Genomic DNA, 18,144 nt, shown 5'->3' with positions numbered 1-18,144 from the left:
ACTGACCGGGTCAACGGTCGGCCGGGGCCGGGGTCGTACTGCGGGGCGGGAGTCTAGATGAGGCCGAGGGACCTGACGGCGTCGCGCTCCTCGATGAGCTCGCCGACGCTGGCGTCGATGCGCTCGCGGGAGAAGGCGTCGATCTCAAGCCCCTGGATGATCTCGAACCTGCCGTCCACCGCGCGCACCGGGAACGACGAGATGAGACCCTCCGGCACCCCGTAGGAGCCGTCGGAGACCACCGCGGCGGAGGTCCAGTCGGTGCCGTTGACCCAGTCGTGGACGTGGTCGATCGCGGCGTTGGCCGCCGAGGCCGCCGACGAGGCGCCGCGCGCCTCGATGATGGCCGCGCCGCGCTTGGCGACGGTCGGGATGAACGTGTCGCGCAGCCACTCGCCGTCGACCTGCTCGGCCGCGATCTTGCCGCCCACCTCGGCGCGGTAGAGGTCGGGGTACTGCGTGGCGGAGTGGTTGCCCCAGATCGTCATGTGCCTGATCTCGGTGACCGGCACCTGGAGCTTCGCCGCGAGCTGCGACAGCGCGCGGTTGTGGTCGAGGCGGGTCATCGCGGTGAAGCGCTCGGCGGGCACGTCGGGGGCGTGCTGCTGGGCGATGAGCGCGTTGGTGTTGGCCGGGTTGCCGACGACCAGGACCCTGATGTCGTCGGCCGCGTGGTCGTTGATCGCCTTGCCCTGCGGGCCGAAGATGCCGCCGTTGGCGCCGAGCAGGTCGCCGCGCTCCATGCCGGCCTTACGCGGCATGGCACCCACCAGCAGCGCCACGTTGGCGCCGGCGAAGGCCACGTCGGGACTGTCGGTGATCTCGATGCCCGACAGCAGCGGGAAGGCGCAGTCGTCGAGCTCCATGGCGGTGCCCTCGGCCGCCTTCACCGCCTGGGGGATCTCCAGCAGGCTCAGCTTGACCGGCACGTTCGCGCCCAGCAGCTGGCCCGACGCGATGCGGAACAGCAGCGCGTAGCCGATCTGACCGGCGGCTCCGGTGACGGTCACCTTGACGGGCGTGGCCATGGCCTTCCCCTAACTCACGGGATGTTGGTTGACTTTCGGATGTTACCCGCTCGTCATCCGCAGGGCTCCATCGCGGGCACCTTCAGCTCCGGAGCGAAGTCGACCTTGCCGAAGTGCCTGGTGAGGAGCTGTTTCATGGTGCCCGAGACGTAGAGGTCGGCGATCACGGCCTTGACCGCCTTGCAGGTCTTGACGTCACCCCGCTTGATGCCGACGGCGTAGCGCTCGTCGGTGAGCTTGGCGCCGAGGATCTTGTAGCGGAGGTTCTCGCGGCCGGCGAACCCGGCCAGGATGAGGTCGTCGCCGGGCACCGCGTCGACCTGGCCGCTCCTCAGCAGGTCCATGCACTGGGCGTAGTCGCCGGCCGGCACCGGCTCCACCCGCACCTTGGCCTGCACCCTGCCGACCGACGGGCTGTCGGGGGCGCAGATCTTGCGGCCCTTGAGGTCGGCCAGGGAGTCGATGCCGGCGCCGTCGCGGACCAGGAGGTCCTGGTGGGCCAGGTAGTAGGGGCCGGCGAATCCGATCTCGCTCCTGTCGATGGAGTAGGTGGCCAGCACCAGGTCCACCGTGCCGTCGGCCAGCGTGTCGGCCCTGTCGCCGCGCGAGACCCTGACGAACGCCGTCTGTCGCGCCCCCAGCTCGGTCGCGATCCGCCTGCCCAGCTCGACGTCGAAGCCCTCGAACCCGCCGTCGCGCTCCAGGCCGATGCCCGGCAGGTCGCCCTTCACGCCGATCACCAGCTTGCCGGTCGTCGCCACCTTGTCGACCACGCTGGTGAACGGCCCCGGCGAGGTCGGGCCGCCCGTGATCCCGGACTGCCGCTGGCCGCCGAACGCCCGCTGTGGCCAGCCGTTCGCCACGGCCACGAGCACGGCGCCGGCGATCAGGAGCAGCGTGACGGCCAGCGCGGCCCACCACATCCGGCGCCGCCCCCGGCGTGCCGGAGACCCCGGCCGGGTGCCGGGCGCGGCCGGACCTTCAGACGTCCAGGGCGCCGGCGCGCCCCCGGCCTGCGCGGACGTCCCCTCCCATGGCTCGGGCGGCACGGGGTTCCGCACGGACGTCTCCGGAGACTCCGAAGACGTCCCGGACACTCGCGAGGACGTCCCCGTACCGTGCGAGGACGTCTCCGAACCGGTGGAGGACGTCCCGGCGGTGCGCGCGGACGCCCCCTGGCGTGGGGTGACGTCCGCGGGGGACTCACCCGACCTGGGGCCGGTCAGGCCGGCCCGGGGCTCGATCCGGGTCGCGGAGACCCGCTTGAACGGCGTGGTGTCGTCGCTCGCCACCTGGACGCCCCGGGTGAGCAGGGCGGTGGACGCGCTCACCGACTCGGGCTGGCCGAGCAGCCGCAGCAGGATCTGGTCGGCCGAGGGCCGCTCGGCGGGCGCCTTGGCCAGTGCCGACCGCACGACTCCGCGCAGCGGCTCGGGCATCATGCTGACGTCGACCTCGTGGTTGAGGATCCGGTTGAGCACCACGGCGATCGAGTTGCCCTCGAAGACGGCCTGCCCGGTCGCCGCGAACGCGATGGTCGCCCCCCAGGCGAACACGTCCGTGAAGGGCCCGACGTCGTCACCGGCGATCTGCTCGGGCGCCATGTAGGCGGGGGTGCCGATGGCCCGGCTGGTGATCGTCCCGGTGGAGTCGATGATCCGGGCGATCCCGAAGTCGACCACGCGCGGCCCGTCGGCGGCGATCAGCACGTTGTCGGGCTTGAAGTCACGGTGCACGATCGAGGCGTGGTGGATCGCGGTGAGGGCGGTGGCGGTGCCGATGGCCAGCCGGTCGAGCGCCGTGCCCCGCAGCGGCCCGTCGTCGTCGACGATGTCGCGCAGCGCGCGCCCGTCGATGTACTCGCTGGCGATGTACGGCGTGTCGCCGTCGAGGTCGGCCTCGATGACCCGGGCGGTGCAGAACGACGCCACCCGCTGCGCCGCCTTCAGCTCGCGGGCGAAGCGCGACCTGGCGATCGTGTCGCCGCTGAACTTGATGTGCAGCAGCTTGATGGCGGCCTGTTCGTCCTGTTCGTTGACGCCCAGGTAGACGATGCCCTGGCCGCCCTCTCCGATCCGTCCGGACAGCCTGAACGACCCCAGCTCGCCAGGGTCGCCGGCAACCAGCGGCGAGATCTGCGGCATTCGTCTTCCCCACATGTGCACATTGCCCGACGAGGCAAACTTTACGACGCCCACGAACTCATCAGTGAACTGTTAACCGTTCGTGACGTCAGGTTTTGCCGACTCTCTGTCAAGAATGATGACGCACCCGTCCTAATTCGCCAGAATCACGCATCGCGAGGAGCCCCCGAAAATGGACCGCGCATATGACATCGTGTTGTTCGGAGCGAGCGGGTTCACCGGCGCCCTTACCGCCGCCTACCTGGCGAAAAACGCCGGACCCGAGGTGCGGTGGGCGCTCGCCGGCCGCAACCCCGCCAAACTGCGCGAGCTCGGCGTCGACGCGCCGATCCTGGTCGCCGACGCCACCGACCCCGCCTCGCTGGCCGAGGTCGCGCGCCAGGCCCGGGTCGTGGTCACGACCGTCGGCCCCTACCTCACGTACGGCGAGCGGTTGGTGGCGGCCTGCGCGGAAGCGGGCACCCACTACCTCGACCTGACGGGCGAGCCCGAGTTCGTGGATCGCGTGTACGTCGACCACCACGCCACGGCCCAGCGCACCGGGGCGAAGCTCGTCCACGCGTGCGGCTTCGACTCCATCCCGTACGACCTCGGCGTGCTCTACACGGTCAACCGGTTGCCCGAGGGAGTCCCGCTCAGGGTCAGCGGCTTCATGCGGGCCGACCTCCGGATGTCCGGCGGCACCCTGCACTCGGGCCTGACGGTCTTCTCCCGCCCGCTCCAGATGATCGCGGCGGGCGCCCGGCGCCGGTCGGCCGAGGCCAGGCCCTGGGGGCGGCGGATCAGCTCCCGCGCGGGTGGCCTGCGTTACGTGGGCGGCTGGGCGCTGCCGATGCCCACCCTCGACCCGCGGATCGTCGGCTACTCGGCCCGCCTCCTCGACAGGTACGGCCCCGATTTCGAGTATCGCCAGTACTACGCGGTCAGGCGTCTCCCGGCCGCGCTGACGGCTGTGGCGGGGGCCGGCGCGCTGGTCGCGATGGCCCAGCTCCCCCCGGCCCGTGACTGGCTGTTGAGCCGCCTGCGACCGGGTGACGGGCCCTCTCCGGAGCAGCGGGCGAAGAGCTGGTTCAACGTCACCTTCCTCGGCGAGGGCGGCGGCGAACGCGTCGTCACCGAGGTCGCGGGCGGCGACCCGGGCTATGACGAGACCGCCAAGATGCTCGCCGAGTCGGCTCTCTGCCTGGCCTTCGACGACGTCCCCGAGCGGGCGGGCCAGCTCACCACGGCGAGCGCCATGGGCACGCGCCTCATCGACCGCCTCGACCGGGCGGGCATCACCTTCCGAACTCGCACGCCGACCGGAACATGACCTCCTGCCAGGGGCCCTCCACCTCGCCCTGCGCCGCGGTAACGGCAGTGGTCCCCCACCAGTGATCGACCTCGAACACGACCGGGACGATCTCCGAGTCGAAGAGCTCACAGTCGATGATGTCCAGGCCGAGCGTCAGCTGGAGCTGCCCGCCGGCCCGGATCGTGTGGGGGAACCGGCCGCCGCCCATCGAGGCGGGCGTGAAGCCGTCGACGGTCACCGAGGCGAGCCTGAGGCTGTCGGCGCGGACGCCGACCCCGGTGACCGTGACGGGCAGCCAGCCGTCGTTGACGAAGCGCAGTCGCGCCTCGGCCCTCGGATGCCGCGGCCGGCCGAGGTCGTCCTTGCCCCAGAGCAGGTCGCTGCCGCTTCCCCCGGCGTGTGACAGGCGGGGCACGATCCCGCCGACCTGCCATCCGCCCCCCACGAGGAGGGCGACCAGCGCGAGCGCGCACACCGCCTCGATCAAGCGCCTGCTCTCGCGCCTGGAGGCCAGGCCCGCCCTCTTGTCGAGCCGCTCCCACACGTCATCCCGGATCACGCATTCCCCCTGTCAGGCGTTTCCGAATTCTGCTACTTTTTCCGGCGTGACGAAAGCGGATACTTGTTACTAATCGTATTCATGGCCGGTTTGGTGCTGGCGCTTCGACTCGCGTTGACGAGTGTTGACACGCCAATGGACCGCACGGCCGCGGAACGGTTCGCCCGCCGCCAACGGGTGGATTTAACCATTTTCAATGGTGACCGGATCCTGCTTTATCTGCAGGTCAGGCGTCGATACCGGTGGCTGGGCGCGGCAACGGGACTGGTGTGCTGCGTCGCCACTTTCACGCAGGGCGCGATTGTCATAAGCGCCTATCTCCCCCTGGCCGGTTGGCTGCTCGGGTCGATCGTGGCCGAAATCGGATTCGCCCGGTCCAGGCCTCGGGTGCGTCGCCGTCTCGACGTCCGGCTCGCTCCACCGAGACTCACTTCCCTGTGGCGGCTGGGCGCCTCGATCTCGGTTGCCGTCGCGCTCAGCGCCGTCGCGCGTTCGTACGGGATGGAGGTGGGGGTCAGGGAGCGGCTCTACGCCGTGCTCACCCTCGGCGTGGTGCTCACCGTGCACCTGATCGTCAGGGACCTGCACCGCCGGGCACTGGTGGCGGGCCCGGCGGACCTGGTGGGGGCCGAGCTCGCGATCCGCTCCGGATCCGCCCGCTCGCTGCTCGCGACCGGCACGACCATCGCCCTGTGGACCGCGTCGGGCAGCCTGCCCGACCTTCCCGATCTGGGGCAACCGGCCGTTGTGCTGATCGCGCTCGGCCTGCCGCTCCTCGTCCTGGGCACCGTCACGGACACCTGGCAGGTCACGTACGCGTTGAGCGGACGCCCGGCCTGGCCCGCGCCGGCCGCGACCCTGCTCGCCGCGGCGCTCACGGCGACGCCACTCGTCTGGGCGCCGCGGGAAGCGGGTGAAACCCGGCTGGACAACTGGTACGCCCTCCCCCACGCCCGGTTCGCCGACCTGGACCAGCGCTCGGGCGCCTGGCGGCTGTGGGGCCCGGAGGGCGGGATCCAGGTCGGACAGGCCAGGGCCTACCTCTCGGGTGACGGGACCGCCGCCAGACCGGCGCCCCTGGCCCTCAGCGGCGACGGCCGGCACGTCGTCTACCTGGACCGTGCCTCGCGCCGCCTCGTTCTGGCCCACCTGCTGAGCAGGCGGGAGCGGCACCTCACCGGCCCCCTCGCCGACGAGGCCGTACCTGAGCCCGCCCTCTCCCATGACGGCCGGCACGTGAGCCTCACCACGGCCGCCGGCGTGGAGCTGATCGACGCCACCACCGGCGCCCGAACTCCCCTCCCGGGCGTCCGGCGCGTCCTCGGCCTCGGCCCGGACGGCGGCGTGGCCACGACGGGGCTCGCCGCCCTGCCGGGCGCGCCCGACACCGAGCTCGTCACGTTCGACCACTCGGGCAAGGTGCGAACCCGTGTCCGCTTCGATCCCACGCTGCGCGTGCGGCTCTCCCCCGACGGCCGCACGCTGGCCGTCGTCACCCGGAACGAGATCGTGACCATGGATCCCGGCACGGGCGAGGTGCGCGGACGCGCCCGCCTGCGGCTGCCCACGCACCCCGACGCCCCTGAGCCGCTGGGCTGGGACGAGGAGAGCCACGTCCTGGTGCGGATCGACCGTTATGGACAGGACAAAGGCACCTACCACCTCGTCGATCCGGTCACGGGCAAGAGCCGGCCGCTCAGGGACATCCCCGACGACCTGTGGAACCCGGTGTTCGGCAAGGTTCCGTCCGGCGAGGACTCATGAGGAGCCCGTGGCTCTACGCCGTCGCCGCGCTGGCGATCCTGGCCGTCGCCTGGGTCGTCGCTCCCCTGCGAGCCGAGCCGCCGCCCCGGTTCGTCCGCCCCTCGACGGAACAGCCCGCGTCCGCCCCCGCCGTGCGCGAGCTCACCGGACCGGTGCCCGCCCCCATCCGGTACGCGTACGCGCCCTCCTGCCAGGACGGCGACGCGTGCCGTCACTGGATCCTGGTGTCGGCCCGAGGCGAGCGCTGGTGGCTGCCCGGCGCCGGAGACGAGGTGTCCCTGGGGCTCAGCGCCGACGGCCTGCGCGTGGCCTATCGCAGCGACGCGGCAGGGGGGTTCGTCGTCCGCGACCTGAAGACGGGAACGACCAGATCCCTCACGGTGAAGCCGGAAGCCTCCATCGGTGAGTTCATCGGAGTTCGGCCCCCGCTGCTGTCTCCGGACGGCCGTCATCTGCTCGTCCAGAACGACCACCTGGACAAGAACGACGAGGTGGTGCTGGAGAGACCACTGATCGTGGACACCGAACGGGGCACCGTGACCCGGCTGCCCGGCGGCGAGACGGTCATCGGCTGGACGGCGGCCGGGCTCGCCCTGGTGCGCGAGCGGAGCACGGACTCCCTGCCCGGGCATGTCTCCACGGCGTCGTTCGTCATCCGCTCACCCGGAGGCAAGGCCGTCCGCCGGACGGTCGTGCCGGGCAACCAGTCGCGGGCCTGGTTCTCCCCCTCGGGGCGCACCCTGGCCTCGCTGGCCAGGGAGGTCACCCCCGACGACCTGGTCACCACGGGTGTGGTCCTCGTCGGCACGTCGAAGGGACACCCCACGCGCACGGTCACGCCGCGACAGCCGGCCGGCCGGCGGATCGCGGAGATCCTGCGCTGGGAGGACGAGAACACGCTCGTCGTCAGGACGGCCGACGCCGGCGACACCGGCAACACCGGCTCCTACCATTTCCTCGATCTGCGGGACGGAGCCACGCGCCCGATCGAGATCAGCGTCCCGGTCGGTGACGACCTGCGGGAAACCGCGCCCGTGCTGGGCAGCGTCCGTTAGTACGCCAGCGCCCAGGTCTTGTACGAGGTGCGCAGGAACGGATCCTTGAACTTGGGATAGGCCACCGTGCTGACGTCGCCGTCGGAGGTGTAGCGCATGTCGGGGTTGCTCTTCAGCCAGTCGAGCCAGGCGGTGGAGCAGAACTGAGCGCAGTCGCCCTTCTTGTCCATGGCCCGGATGCGCGGGATGCCGAGCGGCTCGAACGACTTGCTGAACGGCGACGGCGACGGCGTGTAGCCGGCCAGGAAGACGCCGCTGTGCTTGTAGGTCGTGTCGTGGAACTTGCCGCGCGCGGCCCACTCCTTGGTGTTCGGCTGGTTGCCGTACGGCAGGGCGATGGTGACCGGTTTGACGCCCGCGAGCGAGCCGACCTCCTGGGCGATGCTGCCGATCTGCTCCATGACCTGCTCGCGCGGGCGTCCGCGCAGGTTGAGGTGGTCGCGGGTGTGGTTGCCGATGTCGAAGCCGTTGGCCTTGAGCCACTGCAGCGTCTGCGCCTGCTCCTCCCTGCCGACCTTGCCGAACATGTCGCGGGTCACGTAGAACGTCGCCACCGGCCGGAAGCCGGGATTCTTGGCCGCGACGTCCTGCAGGATCGCGATCGCCGTGTCGGGCTTGACCTGGCCCATCTCGTCCAGCGTGAGCTGCGAGGGCGAGGAGTCGTCGAAGGTGAGCACGACGGGGTGCTTGCCCGCCGGAATGTTGATCTTCCCGGTGACGAACTCGGCCGCGGTGACGGGCACGTACCCGTCGCGGACCAGCCGTTCGAGGTCCGAGCGGAACTGGCTGGGAGTGCGGTCGTCGGTCGTCGCCGGCTTCTCGATGATCCGGTGGAACATCAGCACGGGCACCTGTCCGAGCTCGTTGGCCTTGACCTTGGCCGCGGCGGCGAGCTTGGCCGCCTGCGCCTTCTGGGCCTTGGCCGCCGTGTCGGCCTTGGTGCTCTTGGCCTGGATGACCGGCTCCTCCGCGCAGCCGCTCAGCATCGCGGCGGCCGCGATCAACCCGACCCCACTCATCAAACGCAGTCGCATCCGAACCCCCCCGAGACGCGCACGACTGTTACGGGAAGGCTCCTACCCAGTTGATCAACTACGCCACGCCCGTGACCTCCCAAGAGATGTCCCGGACAACGAAAAGGGCCGCCCTCGGGCGGCCCTTCCCACAGCGGACGATCAAGCCATCTTCTTCTTGAGGTTCTCGTCCAGCGCGGCGAGGAAGTCCTGGGTGGTCAGCCACTTGGCGTCGCCGCCGACCAGCAGCGCGAGGTCCTTGGTCATCTGACCGTTCTCGACGGTCTCGACGCAGACCCGCTCCAGGGTGTCGGCGAACTCGGTCACCGCGGGGGTGTTGTCGAGCTTGCCCCGGTGGGCGAGGCCCCGCGTCCACGCGAAGATCGACGCGATCGGGTTGGTGGAGGTGGGGTTGCCCTTCTGGTGCTCGCGGTAGTGACGGGTCACGGTGCCGTGAGCGGCCTCGGCCTCGACGGTGCGGCCGTCGGGCGTCATCAGCACGGAGGTCATCAGGCCGAGCGAGCCGAAGCCCTGCGCGACGGTGTCGGACTGGACGTCGCCGTCGTAGTTCTTGCACGCCCAGACGTAGCCGCCCTCCCACTTGAGCGCCGCGGCGACCATGTCGTCGATGAGGCGGTGCTCGTAGGTGATGCCGGCCTTCTCGAAGTCGGCCTTGAACTCGGTCTCGTAGACCTCGGCGAAGATGTCCTTGAACCGGCCGTCGTAGGCCTTGAGGATCGTGTTCTTGGTCGAGAGGTAGACCGGGTAGTCACGGGCGAGGCCGTAACGCATGGAGGCGCGGGCGAAGTCGCGGATCGACTCGTCCAGGTTGTACATCGCCATCGCGACGCCGGCGCCCGGGAAGTCGTACACGTCGAGCTCGATCGGCTCCGTGCCGTCCTTGGGGGTGAACGTCAGCGTGAGCTTGCCCTCGCCGGGGACCTTCAGGTCGGTGGCGCGGTACTGGTCGCCGAAGGCGTGACGGCCGACGACGATCGGCTTGGTCCAGCCGGGGACGAGCCTCGGCACGTTGGACATGATGATCGGCTCGCGGAAGATGACGCCGCCCAGGATGTTGCGGATGGTCCCGTTGGGGGACTTCCACATCTTCTTCAGGCCGAACTCCTCGACCCGGGCCTCGTCAGGGGTGATCGTGGCGCACTTGACGCCCACACCGTACTTCTTGATGGCATTGGCGGCGTCGATCGTGACCTGGTCGTCCGTGGCGTCGCGGTGCTCGATGCCGAGGTCGTAGTACTTCAGGTCGACGTCGAGGTAGGGAAGGATCAGCTGGTCCTTGATGAACTGCCAGATGATCCGGGTCATCTCGTCGCCGTCAAGCTCGACGACCGGACCCTCCACCTTGATCTTGGGCATGCGAATGGTTCCCCTTCAATGAATCGATGCTTTGAGGCTATCGGACCGCCTCATCAACGGGCGAAAAGGGACATCAGTAGCCCCTTGAGCGCGTTGTTCTCCAACAGCAGTGCGGTCAGCACGAGTACGAAGCCGAAGACGCCGAGCGTGACGGAGTCGGTCCGCCGGCTGCGTACGGCGAGCTGCCCGCCGAAGCCGGAGAAACGGAGCGCGGCGCCGATCATCACGACGCCGCCGAGGGCGAACCCACCCCACCGCGGGTCCACCAGCAAGGTCACGGCAACGGCGACGACCGCACCCGCCAGGATCAGCGGGTACGGCCCCCAGCTCTCGGAGCTACGGCTCAAAGCCCTGCTCACTCACGCTCATCGCTCCTCGATGGGCTTCCACTTCTGGTCACGCTCTCCGATGTATTCGCTGTCAGGGCGAATCAGGCGGTTGTCGGCATGCTGCTCGATCACGTGGGCCGTCCATCCGGACATGCGGCTGATCGAGAATACCGGCGTGAACAGGTCTGTCGGTATGCCCAGGTAGTGATAGACGGACGCGGCGTAGAAGTCGACGTTCGGGTAGAGGCCCTTCGTCTCGAAGACGACCTCCTCCATCTCCTTGGACATCCGGAAGTAGGTGTCGTCGCCGGTCGACTCGGCCAGTTCCTGTGACATCCGTCGCAGGTGCGTGGCCCGGGGGTCCTCGGTCTTGTAGACGCGGTGCCCGAAGCCCATGATCTTCTCGCCGGCGGCCAGCTTGTCGCGGACGGCCTGGGCCACGCCCGTGGGCGAGATCGACTCCAGCGTCTTCATGACCTGCTCGTTCGCGCCGCCGTGCAGCGGGCCCTTGAGGGTTCCGATGGCGGCCACGATGGCGGAGTGCATGTCGGACAGGGTCGCCGCGCACACCCTCGCGGCGAAGGTGGAGGCGTTCATGGTGTGGTCCGCGTGCAGCACCAGGCAGGTGTCGAAGATGTCGACCTCGCGCTGCGCGGGGGTGCGCCCGGTGACCTGCAGGAGGAAGTTCGCCGCGATGCTGAGGGAGGGGTCGGGGTCGGGGACGCTGCCGCCCGTGCGGGCCGCGTGGTAGCGGGCGACCAGCAGGGGCTGCTGCGCGGTCAGTCGCGCGGCCTTGCCCAGGTTGGCCTCGGGCGCGATGGAGTCCTTGTCGGGGTCGTCGGCGCCGGACAGGGAGACCAGCGAGCGCAGCGCCTCCATCGGCTTCTGCTTCTCGGCGATCTCGCCGATGTTGGCGGCGACGAGCGCGCCGAGCTCACGTCCGCGCACCAGCTCGGCGCCGTAGGCCTCCAGTCCCTCACGGTCCGGCAGCTTGCCCCGCTGCAGCAGGTAGGCGGTCTCTTCGAACGTCGCTCGCCCGGCCAGGTCGTGGATGTCGTATCCACGGTAGAAGAGCCGGCCGGCCTTCCCATCGATGTCGCTGAGCGCTGTGGACGCTGCTACGACGTCGGCCAGGCCTTTGGTGGGCTTGTCAGCCACTGTCGGGGGCGCTCCGCCTCCCGAGGCCCCCTCGCCCGAGGAATGCTGTTTCATGGTGTTTCCTCCGCTTTTCTCCGCTGGAAGTCTACCTGTGAGCAGGCAAAACCGTCCGCAAAGGTCCAGACCAATTTCATGCGGGATTCTGCTTATGGCAAAGGAGATTCCGCATCCCCTCGGTTGGGTAAGCCGGAGCTGTAGTAATAGTTACGGCGGGCTACCTGGGGAGGAACTGCCGTGGAGGGGCCGTTCATACGCATCGAGGACACTGGCGAGGTGGTCCCGTTGCGCCCCGAGATCACAACGGTGGGGAGGGGCCGCGGTGTCGACATCCGGCTGACCGATCCGAGTGTGTCTCGACTCCATGCCGAGTTCGTCAGGCGAGGACCCTACCTGTACGTCGTTGATCTGGGCCTGTCCCGCAACGGCACACGGGTGAATGGCAGGCCGATCGCCCGGAGGGTCCTTGACGACGGCGACGTCGTCTCCTTCGGAGCGGCGCGCGGTCGGGTCGGCGGGATTCCTCGCGAGGACTTCACGCCCGAAGTCGAGCTCCGCAGGGCGGCGGCGCCCGAGCTGACCAGACGCGAGGTCGACGTGCTGACCTCGCTCTGCCGGCCGGCACTGTCCGACGAGGCGTTCGTGGCGCCGGCGACCGCACGCGAGATCGCCGACGACCTGGTCGTGACCGAAGCCGCGGTGAAGCAGCATCTGCTGCGGCTCTACCAGAAGTTCCGCATCCCGGAGGGCACCAACCGGCGTACGCGACTGGCCAACGAGGTCGTCGCGCTGGGCCTGGTGCGTCCGACCCCTGTGGTGCCACCGCAGCGGACGGGCACGCCTCCGGCCGAGCAGCAGGCGTCGGCGGCCGGCCGCAGGGCCTCCTAGCGAGGGGCGCCGTGCCCGGGAACCCGGGCACGGTGACACCCGGGTTCCCGTCACGCTCGTACGAGCAGCGGTCTACTAGAGGACGCGGAAACCGTTGCTCGGCGCGCTGGTGCGGTTGGCCCGGTCGACGGCCACGGCGTAGTAGTGGTCGCCCCGCTTGCCTTCCGGGTCCAGCCAGCGCACCTGCCGGTCACCGGGGACGACCGCGACCAGGTTGCGGGCGTCGCCGAACGCGTCCGGGGCGGCCCGGCCGGTGAAGCGGAAGATGGCGAACTGGAAGGGCTCGTTCCTGCCGGTCGCCACGGCCCGCACCTCGACCCCGCCGGAGCGGCGCAGCGCGTACGCGATCACGGGCCGCTTCGGTGGCTCGCCCCCGGCCAGGCGGGGCAGCACCGGCGCGAGCGCGGGGCGCGTGTAGTGGTCGTTGACGGCGGTGCTGATGGACGCGATCCGGTCGACGCGCAGGTCGTTGGCGTTGTACCAGATGTCGCCCGAGATCTGCGGGTGGCTCTGGTTGAGCGTGAGGTGCCTGGACAGCTCGGCCGGGTTCTGCCACTCCGCCGCCTGCGCCGGGTCGCCCGCCTTGTACGCCGCCTGCCCGATCCACAGCAGCGTGCCGGTGCCGTCGGCGACGTCCGACCACCACGGGACGAGCTTGGAGTAGTCGGCCGGCGGCTGCCCGATGTACCAGTAGAGCTGCGGCGCGATGTAGTCGAGCCAGCCCTTCTTCACCCAGCCGCGGGTGTCGGCGTGCAGGTTGTCGTAGGACTGGCCGCCGTTGGTCTCGGAGCCGAGCGGGTCGGTGCCCTTGTTGCGCCAGATGCCCGACGGGCTGATGCCCCAGGCGGTCTCCGGCTTGACCTCGCGGACCCGCTGCTGCATCTCCGAGACCATCAGGTCGACGTTGTGCCGGCGCCAGGTGGCCAGATCGGGGAAGCCGCCGCCGTGCTCGGCGAACGCGGCGCTGTCGTCGAAGGCCGTGGTGTTGGTCGGGTAGAAGTAGTCGTCGAAGTGCAGGCCGTCGATGTCGTAGCGGATGAGCGCGTCGAGCATGGCGTCCTGGCAGAACTTACGGACCTCGGGCATGCCCGGGTTGTAGTAGAGCTTGCCGCCGAACGGCAGGATCCAGTCGGGGTTTCGGCGGCCGGGGTGGTCGGGGTGCAATTGCGCCGGGTCGGCCTGCATGGAGACCCGGTAGGGGTTGAACCAGGCGTGGAAGGCCAGGCCACGCTTGTGCGTCTCCTCCACGGCGAACGCGAGCGGGTCGTAGCCCGGATCCTGTCCCTGGGTGCCGGTCAGCCAGTGCGACCACGGCTCGTACGTGGACGGCCAGAACGCGTCGGCGGTCGGCCTGATCTGCACGAACACCGAGTTGAGCTTGCGCTGCTGGGCGAGGTCCAGCCAGGCGAGGTATTCGGCCTTCTGCTCGTCGGCGGTGAGCCCCTGCTTCGAGGGCCAGTTGATGTTGACGACCGAGGCGATCCACATGCCGCGCATCTGGCGCAGCGGAGGTGCCTGATCGGCGGCGGCGAAGGCGGGCAGCGGCACGGCCGATGCGGCGACGGCCAGAGCGAGGCCCTTGAGGACGGTCCTTCTGCTGGGCATGGGGGGTGCCTCTCGAACTGTGGTTGTGTCCAGGGCGACGATGGCAGAAAATTACCTTCAGATCAATAATGGTGAAAGAAAATGCCGACCGACCGATCGGGGTGAGGGCGTCACCGGACACCGCCTCTTGGTCACGAGGCCGACCAAGGAGAGCTCATGACGGCTGACCTGCGCCGACTCGCGCTGACGGTGCTCCAGCCCGGCTACCAGGGCACCACGCCGCCCGACTGGCTGCGCAGGGCCCTGGGCGAGGGGCTCGGGGGCGCGGTGCTGTTCGCCCGCAACCGCCCGGACGCGGCGCACGTCCGGGAGCTGCGGGCGGCCAATCCCGAGGTGATCGTCGCGATCGACGAGGAGGGCGGGACGGTCACCAGGCTGGAGGTCGAGACAGGGAGCTCCTTCCCCGGCAACCGCGCGCTGGGCGTGGTCGACGACGTGAATCTGACCGAGCGGGTGGGCCGGCAGATCGGCCGGATGCTCGCCGAGGCCGACATCACGCTCGACTACGCGCCCTCGGCTGACGTCAACTCCAACCCGGCCAACCCGGTGATCGGTGTCCGCTCGTTCGGACCGGCGCCCGACCTCGTCGCCCGCCACACCGTCGCCTACCTCGCCGGGATCCAGGGCGCCGGGGTCGCCGCCTGCGCCAAGCACTTTCCCGGTCACGGTGACACCACCACCGACTCGCATCTGGCCCTGCCGACCGTGCACGCCTCCAGGGAGTCGCTGGCCGAGCGCGATCTGCCGCCGTTCCGCGCCGCCATCGAGGCCGGGGTCCAGTCGATCATGTGCGGGCATCTGCTGGTCCCCGCGCTCGACCCCGGCACGCCCTCGACGTTCAGCCGGGCCATCCTCACCGAGCTCCTGCGAGACGAGCTCGGCTTCGAGGGCCTGCTGGTCACGGACGCGATCGAGATGGAGGCCGTGGCGGCGATGTACCCGCCCGGCGAGATCGCGGTGCGGGCGCTCGGCGCGGGCGCCGACGCCATCTGTGTGGGCCTGACGACCGAGGAGGGCCTGAGCGAGATCACCGGCGCCATCGTGGCAGCGGTACGCGACGGCGTCCTGCCCGAGGAGCGCCTGGCCGAGGCGGCCGCGCGGGTGCGCGCGCTCTCCGGCTGGTACGCCCGCCAGGCCGCCCGGCGCGAGCAGGCCGTGGCCGACGTGGATCCCGGCGTGGGCCTCGACGCCGCCCACGCCGCGCTGACCGTGACGGGCACCGCCCGGCTGACCCGGCCGCCGCTGGTCATCGAGGTCAACACGCGCTTCAGCCAGGCCGTGGACCAGTCGATGCCGACCGGCCTGGCGGCGGAGCTCGCCCGGCTGCTGCCCGGCACCGAGCGGGTGCGGCTGGAGCCGGGCGGCGAGCTGCCCCCGCTGGACGAGCCGGCTCCGGGCAACGCGGCGCCGTCGCCCGGCGGGCGGCCGGTGGTGCTCGTGGTGCACGACGCCGCCCGGCACGCCTGGGTGCGCGACAGAGTGGCGCAGGCCGTACGGTCGCGGCCGGACACGATCGTGGTCGACACCGGCATTCCCGGCGTCCCCTCGGGTGCCGCCCACCTCGCCACGCACGGGGTCTCCCGGGTCTCGGCGCGAGCGGCCGCCGAATGGCTGACCCGATGACCGACCAGGCCGGCGAACCCGCCAACCCGGTCGCGGCGGTGCGGGCGGTGCTGCCGTCGCTCACCCCGGCGGCGCAGGCCATCGCGCACATCATCCTGGCCGACCCGAGGGTGGTCGTGCGGAGCACGATCACCGAGTTCAGCGCGGTGTCGGGCACCAGCGAGGCGACGATCGTCCGCACGGCCCGCGCGCTCGGCTTCACCGGCTACTCGCAGCTGCGCTTCGCGCTGGCGGCGGCCGTGGCCAAGGAGCCCGAACGCCTGGTGCCCGGCGACCTCGGGCCCGACGACCCGCTCACGGACGTGATCGCCAAGGTGGCGCGGGCCGAGTCGGAGGCGCTCGCCGACACGGCCGCCCAGCTCGACCCCGACAAGCTGGGCGAGGTGGTGAGCGCCATCGCCGCGGCCCGGCGGGTGGACGTGTACGGCGTCGCGGCCTCGGGGCTCGTGGCCGCCGACATGTCGCAGAAGCTGCTGCGGATCGGCCTGTCCAGCCACCCGTTCAGCGACGCCCACCTGGCGCTGACCAGCGCCGCCCTGCTGCACGACGGCGACGTGGCGGTGGCCATCAGCTGCGGCGGCGAGACGCCCGACGTGCTGGTCCCGGCCCGCACCGCGGCCGAGGGCGGCGCCCTGGTGGTGGCGATCACCAACAATCCGCGCTCCTCGCTGGCGGACCTGGCCCACCACACGCTGGTGTCGGCGGGCCGCGAGACCGCGTTCCGGCCCGGGGCGCTGGCCAGCCGGATCAGCCAGCTGCTGATCGTCGACTGCCTGTTCGTCGGTCTGGCCCAGCGCACCTACGACAAGGCCGACGCCGCCATCCGCGTCACCCGGGAGGCGACGGACCGCTACCGGCGCCGCTGAGGGTGGCGACCGGCGCCGCTGACGGTCGCCACCGGGAAGGCCGCGGGTCGCGACCGGCCCGCTGACGGTCGCCACCGAGAAGGCCGCGGGTCGCGACCGGCCCGCTGACGGTCGCCACAGGCGGCGGGTCTCGACCGGCGCCGTCTACCTCTCGGCCCGGGTCACGGTCTGCGCGGCGAGGTCGGCCTCGATCCGGCCGGCCGTGGCCAGCAGCGGCGGCAGCAGCTCGCGCCTGGCCCGCTGCACCGTCGTACGGCTGGCGTGGGTCGAGACGTTCACCGCGGCGACGGTCCGGCCCGTGCGGTCGCGGATGGGCGCGGCGATGGACCGCAGTCCCTCTTCGAGCTCCTGGTCGACCATCGCCCAGCCGCGGGCGCGGACCCGGTCGAGCTCCGCGCGCAGCGCGGCGGGCCGGGTGACGGTCCGCGACGTCAGCCGGCGCAGCTCGGCCCCGTCGAGGAACTCGTCCAGCCGCTCGGCCGGGAGCGCGGCCAGCAGCACGCGGCCCATCGAGGTGCAGTGGGCCGGGAAGCGGGTGCCGATGCTGATGGTCACGCGCATGATCCGGGCCGTGGCGACGCGGGCGACGTAGGTCACGTCCTCACCGTCGAGCACCGCGACCGAGGCCGACTCGTGCACCTCGGCGGCCAGGCGTTCGAGATGGGGGGCGGCCACCTCGGGCAACGAGAGGCTGGACAGGTAGGCGTAGCCGAGCTCCAGCACCCGGGGCGTGAGCGCGAAGAGCCGGCCGTCGCTGCGCACGTAGCCGAGGTCGGCGAGCGTGATCAAAAAGCGCCTGGCCGCGGCCCTGGTGAGGCCGGTGGCGCGGGCCACGTCGCTGAGGGTCAGCTCGGGCGAGGTGGCGCTGAACGCGCGGATGACGGCGAGGCCCCGGGCCAGCGACTGCACATGATCAACCAATTGAGCATCCTTGACAAGGGCCGACGAGAGTGTAGGTTCCACGACATCGGGGGCGTTCGGTTAGAGAATACATGTGCGCATCGCGAACACCTGGAGAAGATGTGCGTCGCAAGATCCCGCGTCACCGCGAACACATCATGATCGAGGTGTGTTCCGGGGCGGAGCCGGTCGAGTTCAACAGCGGGGGAAATCGCGTGCACCTGCTCGTGCACTACCCACCCAAAATCGCCCTCTCGACGCTGGCGAACAGCCTCAAGGACGTGTCCGCCCGGTTCCTGCGTACCCGGCACATATCCGTAAGTACCTGTGGAGCGGACATTTCTGGTCGCCGTCCTACTTCGCCGCCTCCCGCGGCGGCGCACTCCAATCGATCATCAAGGAGCACATCGACCATGTCAGCTTCTCGGCCGTAAAGACCGAGCTTGCAGCTCCTCGCCGTCGGTGGCTTCGACGGTCTGGTCCGCGTCAGGCAGCGTGACTCACTGCCCAGCCCGTCTCACCGCGTGCGGCGATGTTGCGGGCT

The 18,144-nt window shown here is 70.6% G+C and carries 16 protein-coding genes; 7 read left to right on the top strand and 9 right to left on the bottom strand.

The window, feature by feature from the left end; genetic code table 11:
- Nucleotides 1–53: 53 nt before the first annotated feature.
- Nucleotides 54–1,028 carry a malate dehydrogenase gene (locus IEY82_RS36590; protein ID WP_189128876.1) on the bottom strand — a complete coding sequence of 325 codons (975 nt, stop codon included), beginning with the start codon at nucleotides 1,026–1,028 and terminating at the stop codon, nucleotides 54–56.
- 53 nt (nucleotides 1,029–1,081) lie between these two features.
- On the bottom strand, nucleotides 1,082–3,172 hold the full coding sequence (locus IEY82_RS36585) for a serine/threonine-protein kinase (protein WP_189128875.1): 2,091 nt from the start codon (nucleotides 3,170–3,172) through the stop codon (nucleotides 1,082–1,084).
- A gap of 172 nt (nucleotides 3,173–3,344) precedes the next feature.
- On the opposite strand from IEY82_RS36585, the gene IEY82_RS36580 reads away from it, so the two are divergent.
- Complete coding sequence (locus IEY82_RS36580; protein WP_189128874.1) at nucleotides 3,345–4,484, top strand: saccharopine dehydrogenase family protein; 1,140 nt, start codon at nucleotides 3,345–3,347, stop codon at nucleotides 4,482–4,484.
- Here IEY82_RS36580 and IEY82_RS36575 read toward each other — a convergent pair.
- The gene (locus tag IEY82_RS36575; RefSeq protein ID WP_189128873.1) at nucleotides 4,450–5,025 is read right to left on the bottom strand and encodes a hypothetical protein; all 576 of its coding nucleotides are present in this window, start codon (nucleotides 5,023–5,025) and stop codon (nucleotides 4,450–4,452) included. The genes IEY82_RS36580 and IEY82_RS36575 overlap by 35 nt on opposite strands.
- A gap of 387 nt (nucleotides 5,026–5,412) precedes the next feature.
- Here IEY82_RS36575 and IEY82_RS36570 point away from each other — a divergent pair, with 387 nt between their 5' ends.
- Both IEY82_RS36570 and IEY82_RS36565 read left to right on the top strand, forming a co-directional pair.
- On the top strand, nucleotides 5,413–6,789 hold the full coding sequence (locus IEY82_RS36570) for a hypothetical protein (RefSeq protein ID WP_189128872.1): 1,377 nt from the start codon (nucleotides 5,413–5,415) through the stop codon (nucleotides 6,787–6,789).
- A complete protein-coding gene (locus IEY82_RS36565) occupies nucleotides 6,786–7,844 on the top strand; it encodes a TolB-like translocation protein (protein ID WP_189128871.1) in 1,059 nt (352 codons plus the stop codon). Before IEY82_RS36570 ends, IEY82_RS36565 begins: the two co-directional genes overlap by 4 nt.
- On the opposite strand, the gene IEY82_RS36560 is transcribed toward IEY82_RS36565, so the two are convergent.
- From IEY82_RS36560 to IEY82_RS36545, 4 genes are all read right to left on the bottom strand, one after another.
- Entirely contained in the window at nucleotides 7,841–8,878 is a 1,038-nt protein-coding gene (locus tag IEY82_RS36560) for a polysaccharide deacetylase family protein (RefSeq protein ID WP_189128870.1), read from the bottom strand. The genes IEY82_RS36565 and IEY82_RS36560 overlap by 4 nt on opposite strands.
- Nucleotides 8,879–9,019: 141 nt before the next feature.
- The gene (locus IEY82_RS36555; protein WP_189128869.1) at nucleotides 9,020–10,234 is read right to left on the bottom strand and encodes an NADP-dependent isocitrate dehydrogenase; all 1,215 of its coding nucleotides are present in this window, start codon (nucleotides 10,232–10,234) and stop codon (nucleotides 9,020–9,022) included.
- A 53-nt stretch (nucleotides 10,235–10,287) separates the two neighbouring features.
- Nucleotides 10,288–10,581 (bottom strand): DUF3017 domain-containing protein, encoded by a 294-nt coding sequence (locus IEY82_RS36550; RefSeq protein ID WP_189128868.1) that lies wholly within the window; start codon nucleotides 10,579–10,581, stop codon nucleotides 10,288–10,290.
- 18 nt (nucleotides 10,582–10,599) lie between these two features.
- Entirely contained in the window at nucleotides 10,600–11,721 is a 1,122-nt protein-coding gene (locus IEY82_RS36545; protein WP_189128867.1) for a citrate/2-methylcitrate synthase, read from the bottom strand.
- A 234-nt stretch (nucleotides 11,722–11,955) separates the two neighbouring features.
- Here IEY82_RS36545 and IEY82_RS36540 point away from each other — a divergent pair, with 234 nt between their 5' ends.
- Complete coding sequence (locus IEY82_RS36540; protein WP_189128866.1) at nucleotides 11,956–12,606, top strand: FHA domain-containing protein; 651 nt, start codon at nucleotides 11,956–11,958, stop codon at nucleotides 12,604–12,606.
- A 75-nt stretch (nucleotides 12,607–12,681) separates the two neighbouring features.
- On the opposite strand, the gene IEY82_RS36535 is transcribed toward IEY82_RS36540, so the two are convergent.
- Entirely contained in the window at nucleotides 12,682–14,211 is a 1,530-nt protein-coding gene (locus tag IEY82_RS36535; RefSeq protein ID WP_189128865.1) for a glycoside hydrolase family 10-like protein, read from the bottom strand.
- A 156-nt stretch (nucleotides 14,212–14,367) separates the two neighbouring features.
- Between IEY82_RS36535 and IEY82_RS36530 the strand changes: the two genes are divergently transcribed.
- The gene (locus IEY82_RS36530) at nucleotides 14,368–15,834 is read left to right on the top strand and encodes a glycoside hydrolase family 3 protein (RefSeq protein ID WP_189128864.1); all 1,467 of its coding nucleotides are present in this window, start codon (nucleotides 14,368–14,370) and stop codon (nucleotides 15,832–15,834) included.
- Nucleotides 15,819–16,700, top strand: a complete 882-nt coding sequence (locus IEY82_RS36525) for a MurR/RpiR family transcriptional regulator (protein WP_229697782.1) — start codon at nucleotides 15,819–15,821, stop codon at nucleotides 16,698–16,700. Before IEY82_RS36530 ends, IEY82_RS36525 begins: the two co-directional genes overlap by 16 nt.
- Nucleotides 16,701–16,844: 144 nt before the next feature.
- On the opposite strand, the gene IEY82_RS36520 is transcribed toward IEY82_RS36525, so the two are convergent.
- A complete protein-coding gene (locus IEY82_RS36520; RefSeq protein WP_189128863.1) occupies nucleotides 16,845–17,621 on the bottom strand; it encodes an IclR family transcriptional regulator domain-containing protein in 777 nt (258 codons plus the stop codon).
- 71 nt (nucleotides 17,622–17,692) lie between these two features.
- Between IEY82_RS36520 and IEY82_RS40485 the strand changes: the two genes are divergently transcribed.
- Nucleotides 17,693–18,034 (top strand): transposase, encoded by a 342-nt coding sequence (locus IEY82_RS40485; RefSeq protein WP_373291479.1) that lies wholly within the window; start codon nucleotides 17,693–17,695, stop codon nucleotides 18,032–18,034.
- Nucleotides 18,035–18,144 lie beyond the last annotated feature (110 nt).

Origin of the sequence: Nonomuraea cavernae (genome assembly GCF_014646355.1) — a bacterium.
GTDB lineage: Bacteria > Actinomycetota > Actinomycetes > Streptosporangiales > Streptosporangiaceae > Nonomuraea > Nonomuraea cavernae.
Note: the sequence above shows the minus strand (reverse complement) of the source record. Positions and strands in the feature narration are given on the sequence as shown.

Bases quoted from the DNA above. Each gene is read 5' to 3' on its own strand.
- IEY82_RS36590 (WP_189128876.1), bottom strand. From the start codon at position 1,028: ATGGCCACGCCCGTCAAGGTGACCGTCACCGGAGCCGCCGGTCAGATC.
- IEY82_RS36585 (WP_189128875.1), bottom strand. From the start codon at position 3,172: ATGCCGCAGATCTCGCCGCTGGTTGCCGGCGACCCTGGCGAGCTGGGG.
- IEY82_RS36580 (WP_189128874.1), top strand. From the start codon at position 3,345: ATGGACCGCGCATATGACATCGTGTTGTTCGGAGCGAGCGGGTTCACC.
- IEY82_RS36565 (WP_189128871.1), top strand. From the start codon at position 6,786: ATGAGGAGCCCGTGGCTCTACGCCGTCGCCGCGCTGGCGATCCTGGCC.
- IEY82_RS36560 (WP_189128870.1), bottom strand. From the start codon at position 8,878: ATGCGACTGCGTTTGATGAGTGGGGTCGGGTTGATCGCGGCCGCCGCG.
- IEY82_RS36555 (WP_189128869.1), bottom strand. From the start codon at position 10,234: ATGCCCAAGATCAAGGTGGAGGGTCCGGTCGTCGAGCTTGACGGCGAC.
- IEY82_RS36535 (WP_189128865.1), bottom strand. From the start codon at position 14,211: ATGCCCAGCAGAAGGACCGTCCTCAAGGGCCTCGCTCTGGCCGTCGCC.
- IEY82_RS36530 (WP_189128864.1), top strand. From the start codon at position 14,368: ATGACGGCTGACCTGCGCCGACTCGCGCTGACGGTGCTCCAGCCCGGC.
- IEY82_RS36525 (WP_229697782.1), top strand. From the start codon at position 15,819: ATGGCTGACCCGATGACCGACCAGGCCGGCGAACCCGCCAACCCGGTC.
- IEY82_RS40485 (WP_373291479.1), top strand. From the start codon at position 17,693: ATGTGCGCATCGCGAACACCTGGAGAAGATGTGCGTCGCAAGATCCCG.